Source organism: Arthrobacter sp. SLBN-112, assembly GCF_006715225.1.
Classification (GTDB): domain Bacteria; phylum Actinomycetota; class Actinomycetes; order Actinomycetales; family Micrococcaceae; genus Arthrobacter.
In genome coordinates this window covers 1,339,317-1,354,212 of sequence record NZ_VFMU01000001.1, presented here as the reverse complement: position 1 = coordinate 1,354,212, position 14,896 = coordinate 1,339,317, and the positions used below count along the sequence as shown (strand labels likewise).

17 protein-coding genes are annotated in these 14,896 nt (G+C 67.0%); 9 read left to right on the top strand and 8 right to left on the bottom strand.

The window, feature by feature from the left end:
* The first annotated feature begins 192 nt into the window (after window positions 1–192).
* The gene (locus tag FBY33_RS06350; protein ID WP_142029799.1) at window positions 193–1,320 is read left to right on the top strand and encodes an FUSC family protein; all 1,128 of its coding nucleotides are present in this window, start codon (window positions 193–195) and stop codon (window positions 1,318–1,320) included.
* Between the two features lie 51 nt (window positions 1,321–1,371).
* Window positions 1,372–2,745 carry a DNA repair protein RadA gene (gene radA / locus FBY33_RS06345; protein ID WP_142029798.1) on the top strand — a complete coding sequence of 458 codons (1,374 nt, stop codon included), beginning with the start codon at window positions 1,372–1,374 and terminating at the stop codon, window positions 2,743–2,745.
* Here the strand turns inward: radA and FBY33_RS06340 are convergent, their stop codons facing one another.
* A complete protein-coding gene (locus FBY33_RS06340; protein WP_142029797.1) occupies window positions 2,746–3,015 on the bottom strand; it encodes a hypothetical protein in 270 nt (89 codons plus the stop codon).
* 114 nt (window positions 3,016–3,129) lie between these two features.
* Between FBY33_RS06340 and FBY33_RS06335 the strand changes: the two genes are divergently transcribed.
* On the top strand, window positions 3,130–3,603 hold the full coding sequence (locus tag FBY33_RS06335) for an NUDIX domain-containing protein (protein WP_142029796.1): 474 nt from the start codon (window positions 3,130–3,132) through the stop codon (window positions 3,601–3,603).
* A 109-nt stretch (window positions 3,604–3,712) separates the two neighbouring features.
* On the opposite strand, the gene FBY33_RS06330 is transcribed toward FBY33_RS06335, so the two are convergent.
* Both FBY33_RS06330 and FBY33_RS06325 read right to left on the bottom strand, forming a co-directional pair.
* Window positions 3,713–4,957 carry a beta-ketoacyl-[acyl-carrier-protein] synthase family protein gene (locus FBY33_RS06330; RefSeq protein ID WP_442858320.1) on the bottom strand — a complete coding sequence of 415 codons (1,245 nt, stop codon included), beginning with the start codon at window positions 4,955–4,957 and terminating at the stop codon, window positions 3,713–3,715.
* Between the two features lie 5 nt (window positions 4,958–4,962).
* Window positions 4,963–6,576, bottom strand: a complete 1,614-nt coding sequence (locus FBY33_RS06325) for a peptide chain release factor 3 (RefSeq protein WP_142029795.1) — start codon at window positions 6,574–6,576, stop codon at window positions 4,963–4,965.
* Window positions 6,577–6,771: 195 nt separating this feature from the next.
* Between FBY33_RS06325 and FBY33_RS06320 the strand changes: the two genes are divergently transcribed.
* The 3 genes from FBY33_RS06320 to disA all read left to right on the top strand — a co-directional run bounded on the left by FBY33_RS06320 (window position 6,772) and on the right by disA (window position 8,964).
* Entirely contained in the window at window positions 6,772–7,023 is a 252-nt protein-coding gene (locus tag FBY33_RS06320) for a hypothetical protein (RefSeq protein ID WP_142029794.1), read from the top strand.
* Between the two features lie 116 nt (window positions 7,024–7,139).
* Entirely contained in the window at window positions 7,140–7,640 is a 501-nt protein-coding gene (locus FBY33_RS06315) for a 2'-5' RNA ligase family protein (RefSeq protein ID WP_142029793.1), read from the top strand.
* Window positions 7,641–7,887: 247 nt separating this feature from the next.
* A complete protein-coding gene (gene disA / locus FBY33_RS06310) occupies window positions 7,888–8,964 on the top strand; it encodes a DNA integrity scanning diadenylate cyclase DisA (protein WP_142029792.1) in 1,077 nt (358 codons plus the stop codon).
* Window positions 8,965–9,090: 126 nt separating this feature from the next.
* On the opposite strand, the gene FBY33_RS06305 is transcribed toward disA, so the two are convergent.
* A complete protein-coding gene (locus tag FBY33_RS06305; protein ID WP_142028935.1) occupies window positions 9,091–10,293 on the bottom strand; it encodes an IS30 family transposase in 1,203 nt (400 codons plus the stop codon).
* Between the two features lie 94 nt (window positions 10,294–10,387).
* A complete protein-coding gene (locus FBY33_RS06300; protein ID WP_142029791.1) occupies window positions 10,388–11,098 on the bottom strand; it encodes a hypothetical protein in 711 nt (236 codons plus the stop codon).
* Window positions 11,099–11,292: 194 nt separating this feature from the next.
* Between FBY33_RS06300 and FBY33_RS06295 the strand changes: the two genes are divergently transcribed.
* The 3 genes from FBY33_RS06295 (at window position 11,293) to FBY33_RS06285 (ending at window position 13,297) form a co-directional block, all read left to right on the top strand.
* Complete coding sequence (locus FBY33_RS06295) at window positions 11,293–12,213, top strand: A/G-specific adenine glycosylase (protein ID WP_142029790.1); 921 nt, start codon at window positions 11,293–11,295, stop codon at window positions 12,211–12,213.
* Window positions 12,214–12,286: 73 nt separating this feature from the next.
* Window positions 12,287–12,718 (top strand): DUF3592 domain-containing protein, encoded by a 432-nt coding sequence (locus tag FBY33_RS06290; protein ID WP_142029789.1) that lies wholly within the window; start codon window positions 12,287–12,289, stop codon window positions 12,716–12,718.
* Window positions 12,719–12,796: 78 nt separating this feature from the next.
* Window positions 12,797–13,297, top strand: a complete 501-nt coding sequence (locus FBY33_RS06285) for a hypothetical protein (RefSeq protein WP_142029788.1) — start codon at window positions 12,797–12,799, stop codon at window positions 13,295–13,297.
* A 13-nt stretch (window positions 13,298–13,310) separates the two neighbouring features.
* Here FBY33_RS06285 and FBY33_RS20475 read toward each other — a convergent pair whose 3' ends face one another.
* From FBY33_RS20475 to dhaL, 3 genes are read right to left on the bottom strand one after another with little or no spacing between them, the layout of a single operon-like run.
* Window positions 13,311–13,484 carry a hypothetical protein gene (locus FBY33_RS20475; RefSeq protein WP_200831330.1) on the bottom strand — a complete coding sequence of 58 codons (174 nt, stop codon included), beginning with the start codon at window positions 13,482–13,484 and terminating at the stop codon, window positions 13,311–13,313.
* Window positions 13,485–13,520: 36 nt separating this feature from the next.
* A complete protein-coding gene (dhaM, locus tag FBY33_RS06280; RefSeq protein WP_142029787.1) occupies window positions 13,521–14,267 on the bottom strand; it encodes a dihydroxyacetone kinase phosphoryl donor subunit DhaM in 747 nt (248 codons plus the stop codon).
* A complete protein-coding gene (dhaL, locus tag FBY33_RS06275; protein ID WP_142032592.1) occupies window positions 14,264–14,896 on the bottom strand; it encodes a dihydroxyacetone kinase subunit DhaL in 633 nt (210 codons plus the stop codon). Before dhaL ends, dhaM begins: the two co-directional genes overlap by 4 nt.

Here is a 14,896-nt window from a genome sequence, read left to right as displayed (position 1 = left end):
CGATGCGTACGGTGTGTACCTTCTAGAAAGTTATGGGCCGCAGGTAACGGGATGGGCTGTACAAAGTGAACGGAGGATTAACGACGGCGGGATATTGGCTGACAAATACCGGGTCACCATTGCGCCGCTCACATGTAAAGCCGTAGTGCACGTGCACCGGGCAGTGGCTAGGCACTGAATAGACTTGAACCCATGGCCATCCCAGCAGGACTCTCATCGACCAGGCGCTTCCTGCACGGCCGGGTCCGGACCGGACTGATCCGCAGCCGCAATTCCGTTGTCCCTGCCATCCAGATGACCGTGTGTGCGGTGGGCGCCTACGCCTTCGCCGACAACATCCTGGGTCACTCCGGCCCGCTCTTCGCTGCCACCTCGTCGCTCATCGCCCTTGGGTTTTCCCGGGAACCCCGGCTGCGGCGCGTGATGGAAGTGGGTCTCGGCTGCACCATCGGGATCGCCGTGGGCGACCTGCTCCTGCACTGGCTGGGCGGCGACATCTGGGTGGCCGCCGTCGTGCTTCTCTTCTCCATCCTGCTGGCCCGGTTCCTGGACAGCGGAAATATCTTCACCACCCAGCTGGCGCTGCAGTCGCTGCTGGTGGTGCTGCTGCCGGCGCCCGCAGGCGGCCCGTTCACCCGCAGCATCGACGCCGTGGTGGGCGGCCTCTTCGCACTGCTGGTGACCATCCTGATGCCGAAGGATCCGCGCCGGGAACCGCGCCGCGACGTCCAGAAACTGCTGCATGAACTGGCGGAAGTGCTGCGGGAGTGCGCCGGCGCCCTGGTCAACAGCGACTCCACCCAGGCCTGGCACGCGCTGATCCGCGGCAGGAACTGCCAGCCTTTGGTGGATGCCATGCGCCAGTCGCTGCGCGCCTCCGGGGAGGTTGCCACGCTGGCGCCTGCCTACCGCCGGCACCGGGATGAGCTGGACAGGCTCAAGCAGTCGCTGGACTTCATCGACCTTGCGCTGCGCAACAGCCGCGTATTTGCGCGGCGGCTCACCAGCGCCATCAACCACGCCGCCCTCTCGGACGAGGCGACGGACAGCATCGCGGAGGTACTGCAGGAGACCGCTGCCGCGATTGACGAGCTTTCGCTTGGCCTTGCGGAATCGCACGACGGCGTCCGCCGCGCCCACCTGCGCACCGCCCGCCGCGACCTGAGCGAGATCGCCCTGCGCCTGCACCCCAAGCTGCTGGAGGTGCAGCGGCTGGAGGGTGAAACCGTGGTGATGCTGTTCCGGCCGCTGATGGTGGACCTGTTGGAGGCCACGGGCATGGATGCGGACGAAGCCAGGGACGTGCTGCCCGCGCTGTAGGCCAGGGGCGGGTGGGGACCGGTGTCAGTGGCCGCCACTAGGGTTGAAGGCATGGCAACAAAGACTTCCCGGGCCTCCAAGGCGCCCGCGTACAAATGCGCTGAATGCGGCTGGACCACCGTCAAGTGGGTGGGCCGCTGCGGCGAGTGCCAGGCGTGGGGCACGGTTGAGGAAACCGGCACCGCCGTGGCGCGGACCACGGCGGCCACCACAGTCGTGGAACCCGCCCGCCGGATCGCGGACGTGGACGCCACCACAGCGGCTTTCCTGCCAACCGGGGTGGACGAGCTGGACCGGGTGCTGGGCGGCGGCCTGGTCCCCGGCGCCGTCATCCTGCTGGCGGGCGAGCCCGGAGTGGGGAAGTCCACGCTGCTGCTGGATGTTGCAGCGAAGTTCGCGCGGACTGCCCAGGACGTCCTCTATGTCACCGGCGAAGAGTCGGCCGCCCAGGTGAAGCTGCGCGCGGAGCGGATCGACGCTGTCGCGGAGTCTCTGTACCTGTCCGCAGAGACGGATCTCGGCCAGGCGCTGGGGCAGGTGGAGAAGATCGAGCCCCGGCTGCTGATCGTGGACTCAGTGCAGACCCTCAGCAGCGCGGACGTTGATGGCAGCGCCGGCGGTGTGTCCCAGGTCCGTGAGGTGGCGGCATCCATCATTGCCGCAGCAAAGCGCCGGAACATGACCACCCTGCTGGTGGGCCACGTTACCAAGGACGGTTCCATCGCCGGGCCGCGGCTGCTGGAACACCTGGTGGATGTGGTGTGCCAGTTCGAGGGTGAGCGGCATTCCAGGCTTCGGCTGCTGAGGGCTGTCAAGAACCGGTACGGACCCACCGATGACGTGGGTTGCTTCGACCTCAATGAGAACGGCATCGAGGGCCTGGCCGATCCAAGCGGGCTGTTCGTGAGCCGCACCAAGGAGCCGGTTTCCGGGACCTGCATCACGGTCACCATGGAGGGCCGCCGCCCCCTGCTGGCGGAGGTGCAGTCACTGCTCGCCGAAAGCCCCAACTCACAGCCCCGGCGGGCCACCAGCGGGCTGGACAGCTCACGGGTCTCCATGCTCCTGGCTGTGCTGCAGCAACGGGCGGGGACCCTGCTGCACAAGGACGATTCTTATGTTGCCACGGTGGGCGGAGTGAAACTCAGTGAACCGGCCACGGACCTCGCCGTGGCCCTCGCCGTGGCCTCAGCCAAGGCCCGCAAGCCCCTGCCCATCCGGCTGATTGCCTTTGGTGAGGTGGGGCTCGCCGGCGAGGTCCGGCCGGTGCCAGGCATTAACCAGCGCATCCAGGAGGCCCACCGGCTGGGATTTACCCACGCCGTGGTTCCCGCGAGCCATGCAGGCCCTGGCCCAATACCGGCAGGCTTCTCAGTGCGGGAGGTGGAGCACCTGACCGAGGCCCTGAGCCTGCTGATCGGTTAGCTAGCTGTGCTGCGGCAAGGAATCGGGGTCGTCCCGGTGTGTGTTGAAGAGCCAGCCGGACACGTCGCTGCGGAGCACCAGCAGGGGCGCCCCGGTGTTGGTTACATTTCCGGTGGGTACGTAGTAGCCGCGGCCGGAGCCGGGCCCGCCGGCCGCCCGGTCCAGGGCATCCACCAGGTGCCGTGGCAGGTGGCCCTGCGGCCCAAGGCTGCGAAACTCTTCAAATTCTTCCGGCGTAAGCCGACCCAAAACCTCAGCAATATTGGCCATCACGGGTCCCTTCGAGCAGAGTGCCTGAAGGAATAACCTAAAGCAGCGCCGTTAACTGCAGGTTAACGTGGGACGGCAACTGCTGTTGTGGAATATCCAATTCCTGGAGGACAGATGCCCGTGACGAGTGCAGGAATCCTGCTCTACAGGCAGCGGGCCGGGGGCCTGCTGGAGGTGTGGATTGCCCACATGGGCGGCCCGTTCTGGGCCCGCAAGGACGCGCACGCCTGGTCCATCCCCAAGGGGGAATACTCGCCAGGCGAGGACCCGCTGGCCGCCGCCTTGCGCGAGTTTGCCGAGGAAATGGGCACTCCCGCCCCGGCCGGGGACTACCGGCACCTCGGCGGGTTCCGGCAACCCTCGGGGAAAATTATCACTGTATTCGCAGCCGAGCACGACTTCCAACCGGAACGGATCGTCAGCAACACGTTTCCACTGGAGTGGCCCAAAGGCTCAGGACGTATCCAGCAGTACCCGGAAATCGACGACGCCCGCTGGTTCCCGGAACCGGAGGCCCGCTTCAAGCTGGTGAAGGGGCAACTGCCGGTTCTCGACGTCCTGGCCGGACATGTCGGCTCCCGCTCCTGACCCGGCGCCGGAACCGGCGGAACCGCCGGAACGGTGCCAGAACGCTGCAGCGTTCCGGCGTTTCCGTACCATTCCGGCGTCCCGGCACCGTTCCGGCGTTCTGGTGGAGTCAGGCGCCCGTGATCACCAAAGCCACGCTGTGGCCACCAAAACCGAAGGCGTTCACCAGCCCGGCCGGGGCGTAACCTGGGGGAAGCTGGTGGGCGCCTTCGGTGAGGACGTTAAGGTCCACTTCCGGATCCAGCGCCTCCACGTTCAGGGTTCCGGGGAGCTGACCCGTCCGCAGGGCTTCAACCACCACGACGGCGGCCAGGGCGCCTGCGCCGCCCAGCAGGTGTCCGGTATGCCCCTTGGTGGAAGTGACCGGTACGTCGCTGCCGAAGACCGCGTTGATGGACTGCCCTTCCAGCCGGTCCCCCACGGGAGTGGAGGTGGCATGCGCGTGGACGAATCCGATGTCGGCCGGCTGCATGCCCGCCGAATCCAGGGCCTTCTGCATGACCCGCCGCTGCATGGCGGGATCTGCGGCCACGATGTCATTCGCGTCCGAGGTTACGGCTCCCCCGGCAACGGCCCCCAGCACGGCAGCGCCCCGGGCACGGGCGTGCTCCTCGCTCTCAAGCACCACCACCCCGGCGCCCTCCGCCAGCACAAAGCCGTCCCGGCCGCCGTCGAACGGCCGCGAGGCAAGCTGCGGGTCGCCGGCGCGGGTGGACAGGGCGCGGATCTGCGAAAAGCCGCTGATCACCAGGTCATTCACGGAGGCATCCACACCGCCGGCAATCACGACGTCGGCAGCACCGGAGCGGATCATCTCGGCTGCCTGGACAATCGCCTCAGCCCCGGAGGCACAGGCGCTGACAGGCGTCCGGGCGCCGCCACGGGCACCGAGGTCCATGGATACCCAAGCGGCCGGGCCGTTGACCATGAGCTTGGTGAGGGTGTGCGGCGAGACCTTGCGGGGGCCTGACTGTCCCAGCACCCGATCCTGCTCAAGGGTGGAGCCAAGGCCGCCATACGCGGAGCCGATCACCACGGCGAACCGTTCCGGGTCCACCTCCGGGGCGCCGGCCTGCGCCCACGCCTCCCGTGCCGCAATCAGCGCGAACTGCCCGCACCGGTCCATCCGCTTCATCTCGCGGGTGCTGAGGTGCTCGGAGAGGTCTGCCGTGACCTGTCCGGCGATCCTGACCGGCAGCTGTTCCGCCCAGTCCTGCTCCAGCGCCGCAATCCCGGAACGCCCGTCAAGCAGGGCCTCCCAGGTCTCCTTGGCGTTGGAACCCAGGGGGTTGATGGTGCCCACACCGGTGACCAGTGCGCGGGGTTGGACTGCGCTGTTTTGCACTGCGTTCACGGTTCCTACTTTGCGGGGTTGTGCGTGCCGATGGGCACGAGGGTCAGGTCCGGGTGGTTCTTCTCGATCCGCCGCAGCGCCCAAACGTCGTTGAACAAGGCGAGGTATTCGCCGTCGGACCGCAACAGCACCTCCGCGCCGATGACGTTGGCCAACGCAGGCATGGCGTCCGCCGTCGAGATCCTGGCCAGCGAGTAGGGCAGGCGTTCCAGGCGCATGGGTGCGCTGAAGTCATGCGCCATGCGGTCCTCCACCACCTCGAACTGCATGGGCCCGACGGCGGCAAGCACGGGCGCCTGGTCACCGCGGACGTCGGAGCGGAGCACCTGGATGACGCCCTCGTGCTCCAGCTGCTCAATGCCGCGGCGGAACTGCTTGAACTTGCTGGGGTCCTTGGACCGGGCCACCTGGAAGTGTTCGGGGGCGAACAGCGGGATGGCCGGGTATTCCACCGGGTCCTCGAGGAACAGGCTGTCGCCCACGCGCAGCGAGGACGCGTTGACCAGGCCAACAACGTCACCGGGGTAGGCCTCGTCGATGACTTCGCGTTCCCGGCCGAACACCTGCTGCGCGTACTTGGTGGCGAAGGACTTGCCGGTGCGGGTCTGCGTGACCACCATGCCGCGCTCAAACACGCCGGAGCAGACGCGGATGAAGGCCACGTGGTCGCGGTGGGCCTTGTTCATGCCGGCCTGGACTTTGAAGACGAACCCGGAGAACGGCGACTCGACGGGACGCGGGTTGCCGTCCACGTCGGGGCGGGGCGCTGCCGGCGGCGCGAAGTCCACCAGCGCGTCCAGCAGTTCCTTGACGCCGAAGTTCAGTGCGGCGGAGCTGAACAGGATGGGGGTGGCCTTGCCGGCATGGAAGGCGTCGACGTCGAACTCGAGGTTGGACTCGATGACCAGGCCGGCCTCGTCCACGGCGTCGGACCAGTTGCTGCCCTGGCTTTCCGCGGCTTCCTCAGGGGTGAAGTACTCGGTGATGGCGATCTGGGCGCCTGCGTTGTTGCGCTGGAACCTTGCGAAGCGGTCGTTGCGGAGGTCCCAGACGCCGCGGAAGTCCCCGGATATCCCAACAGCCCAGGTCAGCGGCATGGGCTGCAGCCCGGTCCGCTCGGTGATTTCGTCCATCAGTGCCAGCGCGTCCAGGCCGGGACGGTCCCACTTGTTGATGACGGTGATGATGGGCAGGTTGCGCTGCTTGCAGACCTCGAACAGCTTCATGGTCTGCGTTTCCAGGCCCTTGGCGGCGTCCACCAGCATCACGGCGCAGTCGACGGCTGCGAGCACCCGGTAGGTGTCCTCCGAGAAGTCGGCGTGGCCGGGGGTGTCCAGGAGGTTGATGACGGTGTCGCGGTAGGAGAACTGAAGCGCCGCCGAGCTGATGGAGATGCCGCGGTCTTTTTCCATCTGCATCCAGTCGGAGACGGTTTCCTTGCGGTTGGCCTTGCCGCTGGAAGCGCCGGCGGTGCCAATGACCTTTGCATGCAGGGCCAGGGCCTCGGTGAGCGTGGACTTGCCGGCGTCCGGGTGCGAGATGACAGCAAAGGTCCTGCGGCGGCCGGCCTCTTTGTGGATACCGGAGATCCGGGCGGGGGTCAGGACATCTTGGGACACGGTGTTACCTTCGCTGCGGTTGTGGCTGCCCAGGGGCCTTTCGGGTACTGCGCTGCGACTCGAGGGCGGGGAATGTGATTGGCAAACGGCCAAAGTACAAGTTTATCGCAGGGCTGCAAACGGGACCGGTCCGGCTTAACGCGGGCGAAACCGGACGTTCAAAGCAGCGAAATGCGGGGCGGTTAGCTTTGGCGCATGATGCATGGCGCCACTTTCACCGGCAACCTCTTCTTCGACCCCCTGGCCACCAACCTGGCAACGAACGTGCTCACTACCGCCCCGACGGACCTTGCCACGCCCACGCAGGCACCGGCGTCGGCCCTTCCCTCCGGAGCATCCCGGAAGCGTGGGGTGCAGACAGCGGCTGAGCACAGAGCACTCAGGGCCGCATCGCTTTCGAAAGTCAGCAGGGATCTGGAACGGATGCTCAGGGACCTGAAGCGCTGAAGCCCCGGGTCGGGGGCAACACCCGGCAGGCGTTCACCGGCGCAGACTGGTCCACGAGTATGGCCAGCGGGTACTGGTTGGCATGTGGGGGCCGCGGGTAACGGCATGATGTGTTCATGCGCAGCATCGAGTTGGTCTTTGACGAGGCCACGGATTCACTCGTCAGGGCCGACTGGGCGCGGCTCGCGGCAGCAGGCCTCCCCAGCCTGGCCGCCCATACTTCCGCCAGCAACAGCCCACACATCACGCTTGCCGCCGGCCAGGACCTGGCTGCCGCACACGAGGGGCCCTGGGAAGCGTTGCCCATGGACGTCACCTTCTCCGGGGCGATTGTCTTTCCCGCCGGTACCGGAAAATATGTCCTTGCCCGGTCGGTTCTGTTGACCGCACCCCTGCTGGACCTTCACCGCCTCCTGCACCAGGGCTTGTCAGGGGCGCTGGCGCAGACCTGTCCGGGGGCCTGGACACCACACGTCACCATCTCGCGGCGGATTCCCGCTCACCAACTCGGAACTGCACTGGACCTGCTGGACCTGCGCGTCGAGGGCCGCTGCACAGGATCGCGGCTTTGGGACAGCAGCACCAAAACCGTCACGCCCCTGGGACCGTCCGTCTGATCAACACCTCAGGGCCAGGCATCAAACGGGTCGAAAGTACCCGCCCGGCCAGCCGTGCAAAGGCCGTTTTCCCGGCCGTTCCGGGCACCCCCTAATGGGGCACTTTGGGGCTTGACCGTGCGGAAGTTGGGTTTCTTGCCCCTATCATTGAGCTTGCGGGAATCAGTGCATTTTTTGATCCTGCCGGCCAACTGCGGACGCCGGCATTCCTGCGGGTGGCGGTCCGCACCTTTGAAGGGAAACACCTATGGCGCGGAGCCCCGAAGAATCGCTGAGGGCCACTCTGGGCAGGGTTGCACCCGGAACGCCGCTCCGCGACGGCCTGGAACGGATTCTCCGCGGACGCACCGGCGCACTGATCGTCCTGGGTTCCGACCGCACCATCGATTCCATCTGCTCCGGCGGATTCGATATCGGCATCGAATTTTCGCCCACCCGCCTGCGCGAACTGGCCAAGATGGACGGCGCCATCATCTGCGACAAGGACGCCGGCAACATCCTGCGCGCCGCCGTCCAGCTGGTCCCGGACTCAAGCATCGAGACGCAGGAGTCCGGCACCCGCCACCGTACCGCGGAGCGGGTGGCCAAGCAGACCGGGGTCCCGGTCATCTCCGTGAGCCAGTCCATGCAGATCATCGCCCTGTACGTGAACGGGTTGCGGCATGTCCTGGAGGGATCCGAAAACGTCCTGGCCCGCGCCAACCAGGCCCTGGCCACCCTGGAGCGCTACGTGGCCCGCCTGGACCAGGTCACCAGCTCGCTCTCGGCCCTGGAAATCGAGGCGATGGTGACCGTGCGCGACGTGGCGGTCACCCTGCAGCGGCAGGAAATGGTCCGCCGCATTTCGGAGGAAATCTCGCAGTACGTCCTGGAACTGGGCGAAGACGGCCGGCTCCTCTCCCTCCAGCTGGACGAGCTCACCGTGGGCCGCGGCCCGGGCAGCGATGTGATCATCCGCGATTACGCCAGCCCCGATGCTTCCGCGGAAGACATCGAAAAGGCCGTCAATGAACTGGTCAGCCTGGGACCAACGGAACTGATCGACCTGGGCAAGATCTCGTCGATCGTGGGATTTGCGGGCGGCGAAGCAAACCTGGACGCCGTGGTGCAGCCCCGCGGCTACCGGCTGCTGTCCGGCCTGAAGGCAGTTCCGAAGGCTGTGGCGGACCGTCTGGTGGACCACTTCGGCGGCCTGCAGTTCCTGATGGCTGCCACCATCGATGACCTCATGACTGTTGACGGCATCGGCGACCAGCGCGCCCGGACGGTGCGTGAGGGGCTTAGCCGGATGGCCGAGGCAAGCCTCCTGGACCGTTTCCTCTAAACCCGATTCAAACCCTCCCCGCGTGCCCCGCAGGCTTCGCCCATACCAAGCAACCCCGCGCCTCCCCCATCGATTGCTGAGTAAGTGTCGTTTTCAGCCTGGAAAGTCAAGTGGTCGTTGCAACGGTTAGGCTGCTGCGGCGAGGAGGAGTTCGTTGAATTTCTGCTTGGGTGTTGCGAGGCCGAGGGTGGGGCGTGGCCGGTTGTTGAGGCTGTCCTGAGCTCGTTTGATGTCCTGGGCCGTGTGGACGGACAGGTCGGTGCTTTTGGCGAACCAGTGCCGCAGGAGCCGGTTGGTGTTCTCGTTCGTCCCGCGTTGCCAGGGCGAGTGCGGGTCGCAGAAGTAGATTTCCGCGTCGATCGCGATCTGGATTTGGGCGTAACGGGCCATCTCGACTCCGCGGTCATAGGTGAGGGTTTTGCGCAGGTCCGCCGGCAGTTCGGCGAACGCGGTGATCATGGCCTTAGCGACCTCGTCTGTGCTGTGGCCGTTGGGCAGGTGCAGCAGCATGGTGTATCGGGTCGAACGTTCCACGCAGGTTCCGATCGCTGAGTTGCTGGCGACCGAGCCGAGTATCAGGTCGCATTCCCAGTGCCCGGGAACGGCCCGGTCCTCGGCTTCAGCAGGACGTTCGGAGATCTTCAGCGCGTCCTTGAACGGACTGTTGTTCCGACCCCGGCCGCGTCCGTCGGTGACCCGTTTGGCCCGGCCGGTGCTCAGTTGCCGGTACAGGTCCTGGCGGACATGACCGCGGCCCTGGACGTAGATGGCCTGATAGATCGTCTCGTGGCTGATCTGCATCCTCTTATCGTCCGGGAATGCACCAGCCAGGACCAGCGAGCACAGCTGGGGGGACCAGCCCTCGTCCATGGCGGACTCCACGAAGCGGGCCAGCGGTTTATGGGCGAGCTTGTGTTCCTTGGGGCGGCGGGCGTTCTGACCTGCCTTTAGCTGCGCGACGTCGGACTGGTAGGTGCCGTCATCGCAGCAGTTCCGTCTGGCCTCGCGCCAGATCACTGACCGGTCCCGGCCAAGTTCCCTGCCGATCGCCGCGTAGGACCAGCCATCTCGCAGGCGCACCATGATCACCGCCCGTTCCGACAGACTCAGCCTGCCTGAACCAGGGACGCCGTCCGGAAACGGCGCCCCTGCAGGCCCTCCACGATTGCCCTTGGACATCTCCACAGGGCCCATCTTCCGGATCCAATGCAGCACCGTTGAGGACCACAGACCCGACACGCGGCACGCCTCACTAATCGACGCTCCCTGCCGCAGCAAAGCAAAAAACCCGTCCCTGACCTGATCCCCAAATACGTACCCCGCCGGCATCGCAACACCCCTTCAAATGGCCTTGTTGCAATGACCATATGAATCCGCCGCCCCGAAAACGGCAGTTACTCAGCAATGGACGGAAGCTGGGTGGTCAGTTCAGCTGGAAGACGGCCTTGGGGCTGGCCCGTGAACCCAGCTTGGCGGTGAAGATGTAGTACGCGCCACCGCCGCCGGGCGCTGCAGCCACGGCCTTGCAGCCCTCGGCACTGCGGTTCCGGTTCCACGGGAAGTTCGCGGTTTCGCTGGAGCCGGGTGCAATCACCTTCACCAGGTCCTCGCTGGAGGCCTGGCAGTCCTTTGAAGAGAAGATCCGGTCGGAGCCGCTGGTTACCAGGAATTCCATTTGCGAGGTTCCGATGTTGACTTCGCAGGGGACGCTGCCGCCATTGGTCACTTTAAGTGTCAGCATCGGGTTTTCTCCCGGCCCGTAAGCGGGCTTGTCAATGGACGCCGAAACAGTCACCTGGTTCTGGTTGCAGGAAGGGGTGGCAGAGGCAGTGGGCGACGGCGCCGCGGACGTGGTTGCCGACGCCGAGGCGGAAGGGGTGGCGGCAGCAGACGGAGTTGTGGAGGCAGACGGGGCGGCGGTGCCGCCTGGAGAAGGCTGCGTTGAGGACGCCTGCTGCGAACCGCCCTTGAAGACGCCGGCCAGGGCGAAACCGCTGACCACAAGCGCAAGCACCAGCAGCAGCGCCGCACCGACAACCAGGCGACGTCGGCGGTAGACAGCAGGGCTGGGCTTCCGGACGCTGCTGGAACCGGATGCCGTGCCGCGTGCTGGTGAATCGCCTTGCCTGCCCATCCTCCTAGGCTAGGGAACGCCGCCGGTTCTGCACTGCCACCACGCCGCCACAGGCCGGATCGCACTGGTCACACCGCACTGGCCGCGCACGGTTTTCAGCCCGCCTGAGCCCATCAACTAAGGTATATGGCATCGACACTCAAACCTCCACCACCGCCGCCGCGGTCACTCCTCCGGACCCCGCCGACCTTGAGATGCTCCATCAGCGGATCAACTCCTGGTTCGCCGGAATCGCCCGCGACCTGCCCTGGCGCGAACCCAGCTGCTCCCCCTGGGGCGTGCTGGTCAGCGAGATCATGCTGCAGCAGACCCCCGTGGTCCGGGTCCTCCCCGTCTGGCACGAATGGCTCAAGCGCTGGCCCACGCCCGCAGGGCTGGCGGGCGAACCGGCAGGCGAAGCGGTCCGTTCGTGGGGACGGCTGGGCTACCCCCGGCGCGCCCTCCGGCTGCATGCCGCAGCCACCGCCATTGTCCAGGACCACGCCGGCATGGTCCCGGATGCCTACACGGAACTGCTGGCCTTGCCCGGGGTGGGCAGCTACACGGCCGCGGCGGTAGCCGCCTTCGCGTATGGCCGCCGCGAAACTGTGGTGGACACCAACATCCGGCGGGTGCACGCCCGCCTGGTCTCCGGCGTCGCGCTTCCCGCCCCCGCGCTGACCGCGGCGGAGATGCGGCTGGCCGCCGCCCTGTTGCCGGACGACGACGAAACCTCCGTGCGCTGGAACGCTGCGGTTATGGAACTGGGGGCGCTGGTGTGCACGGCAAGGGCGCCCAAGTGCGCTGCCTGCCCGGTGCAGGGCTCCTGCGCCTGGCTCGCTGCAGGTGAGCCCCCGCCGTCGTACGTTCCCAAGGGCCAGGCGTGGCACGGCACTGACCGCCAGGTCCGTGGCGCCGTGCTGGCCGTGCTGCGCCTGGCCGAAACCCCCGTGCCGCCGGATATGTTCCAGCGCGAGCCCGCTGATCTTGGCTTTGCGCCCGAAGGAATCGGCGTGCCCCTGGCCGCGCTGCACCGGCTCAACACTGCCCCGGAACAGCTGGAGCGGGCACTGGCGGGGCTGCTGGCGGACGGCCTGGCCGAGGTGCACGACGGCGGCTACCGGCTCCCCGCCTGACCCGCCTTAAGGCACCGGCCAGGGCACATGCCGGGAGTGGCATACTTCTTGGTGACCGGAACCGGGGGAAGCCATGAAAATCATTCTGTACATCGTGTGGGCCTTGTTCGTTGCCGCCGTGATTCTTTCGCTGGTCCGTGCAGTCCGCAGGACCAGGCGCCAGGAACGGCTGATGGCCGCATGGCCCAAGGTCCAGGCGACCGTCACCGGCAGCACCACCGGCTGGACCAGCGGTGTGGGCGGCTCCAACCGGAACCTCCGCCACTACCCCACTTACCAGTTCACCGATCCGCAGGGCACCCTGTTCATGGGGAAGTCCGAGATCTCCGGAGTGGAACAGCCGGTGCCGGGGTCGCTGATCGAGGTGGCCTACAACCCGCAGAACCCCAACGAATCCCTCCAGGTTTCCTCGGAGCCGCGCACCGCCGTCGGCTGCCTGATCGCGTTTTTCGCCGTCTTTGCCCTGGCGCTGTTCTGGTTCATCGGCATTTTCCCGACGGGTTAAGGCGCGGGGCATAACAATGCTGCCTCCAATTGACGCCCGCCCAGCCTGATACGGACCCACCCGACGTAGCCTGAAGGCATGCACAAGCCCGGGCGGCTCCTGGTGTTATCGACGGCGGCACTCCTGTCAGTCTTTGCCTCCGCCTGCGGTTCCCCCGGCAGCGCCTGCCCGGCTATCGCGCAGGCCACCGCTGTCTCCTTAACCGTTACCGCCGGTTACGCGCCGAAGGTGGGGGCGCTGCACATGCGGGCCTGCCAGGACGGCAGCTGCAAGGAGGCCGACGTCGAGCTTCGCCAGGGCAGTACTTCCCTGGACTCGGGATGCAACCCGGAGGGTGCCTGTTCGGCCACCGCCTCGCCGGACGGCACCAAAGTTGGCGTGCTGATGCTGGAAGCCCTGACCGAATCACCCATGGCCGTGAGCGTTTCCGCCACCGCCCCGGACGGAACCGCGCTCCCGGTCCGCAGCCTGGAGTTCAGGCCGCAGGCGACGTATCCCTTTGGCGAGCAGTGCGGGAGGGTCGTGTCGGCGTCCGTGATTCTGGACGACGGCGGGCTGCACCAACAAACCCGGCCTTGAATTTGGACGTGGACTAGAACAGCGCCGGCTGGGTGAAGGTTTCGCCCCCGGTGGATCCGGGTTCCGCACCGCCGCCCACGGGTTCAGCAGTCCAGTTGAAGCCGAGTTCGCCCAGCAGTTCCTCTACGGAGATCTGGCCGTCCAGCACTTCGATTTCCTGGGAGTTCTCTGCAGGCGGCCGTTCCATGGCATCGAGCTTATTCGCAGGAACCTGCCACGGGGGCTAGGGCTCGCCGAAGCCGGCCTGCACCAGCCCGCCGACGTACTCCACGGCACGTTCCGCATCCGCGCCCCAGGCTTCCACGTGCAGCACGGTGCCCTTGCCCGCGCCGAGGGTCATCAGTCCCGTCATGGATGCGCCGTCCACCCCGTTGATGGTGACCTCGGCATCAAGCGACGCCAAACCTCCTGCCACCTTCGCGGCAGGACGGGCGTGCATGCCGGCCTGGTTGACCAGCTCAAAGTCGCCGGTGCAATCGGGTGAGGCGCTGCTGACAGGTCCCGCGTCCGCTCCTGTCGTGCGTGCGGGTTCCGGCTGGCGGGGCGGACCGGCCGCCGCCTCGGCCGCCTCCCGCACCGCCTGCACATCAGCTCCGCCCTGAGCGGCCACCGCAGCCGCCACCAGGCCTTCCACCAGCGGCGCATCGGCGAGGAGTACGCCGGCGGGATTCGCCAGGAACTCCAGCGCCGATTCAGCCGTCATCACCGCCGATCCGAGGTCAGTCAGGACCACCGTGCCGTTACCGGCGCTCTGTGGGGCGCCCTGGTTTGTGCCGGCCTGTTCCCCGCCCGCCTGTCCGCCGGCCCGTTCAAGGGCGTCAAGAACCTTCTCCAGGCTGGTGCCGATCCTGCCGTCATCGGTGCCGCCGGCGGCCAGGATCATCACGTCGGGTGCCATCTGGGCGGCAAGCTCCACGGCGCCGTCGGCGATCTTGTCGCTGTGGGAGACCACCACGATGCTTACAGTCACGCAGCTGCCCCAACGGCCGCGCGCAGGATCAGCGCGCTGGAGACAGCTCCGGGGTCCCGGTGGCCCGCACTTCGTTCGCCAAGATAGCTGGCCCGGCCTTTCCGTGCAATGAGCGGATCAGTGGCCACCGCCCCGGCTTCGGCGGCCTCCGCGGCTGCCACCAGGACACTCAGGACGTCCGTGCCGTCGCCGTCCGCCACGGCGCGGGCAGCATCCACCGCGGGCGTCCACGCATCCACCATCGTCTTGTCGCCCGGCTCCGCCTTCCCGCGCGCCACGATCCCGTCCCTGGCCGCCGCCAGGGCCCCGGCCCAGGCAGCCGAGTCGATTTCAGCGGCATCACCCAGGGCAGTGGCGGCGCGAAGGAACGCCGTGCCGTAGAGCGGCCCAGCGGCACCGCCCACTTTGGACATCAGGGTCATGGCGGTCATCTTGAGGGCCGCGCCGGGAGTCTCCGGCGTGGCTTCACCGAGCTTCGCCAGGACGGCCTGGAAGCCGCGGTCCATGTTCTCGCCGTGGTCCGAATCCCCGATGGCGCGGTCCAGTTCGATCAGTTCGACACGGTGTTCAGCCATGGCCTGCGCGCAAAGGGTCAGCCATTTCACGGCCCAGTTGACGTCCAGGACCAC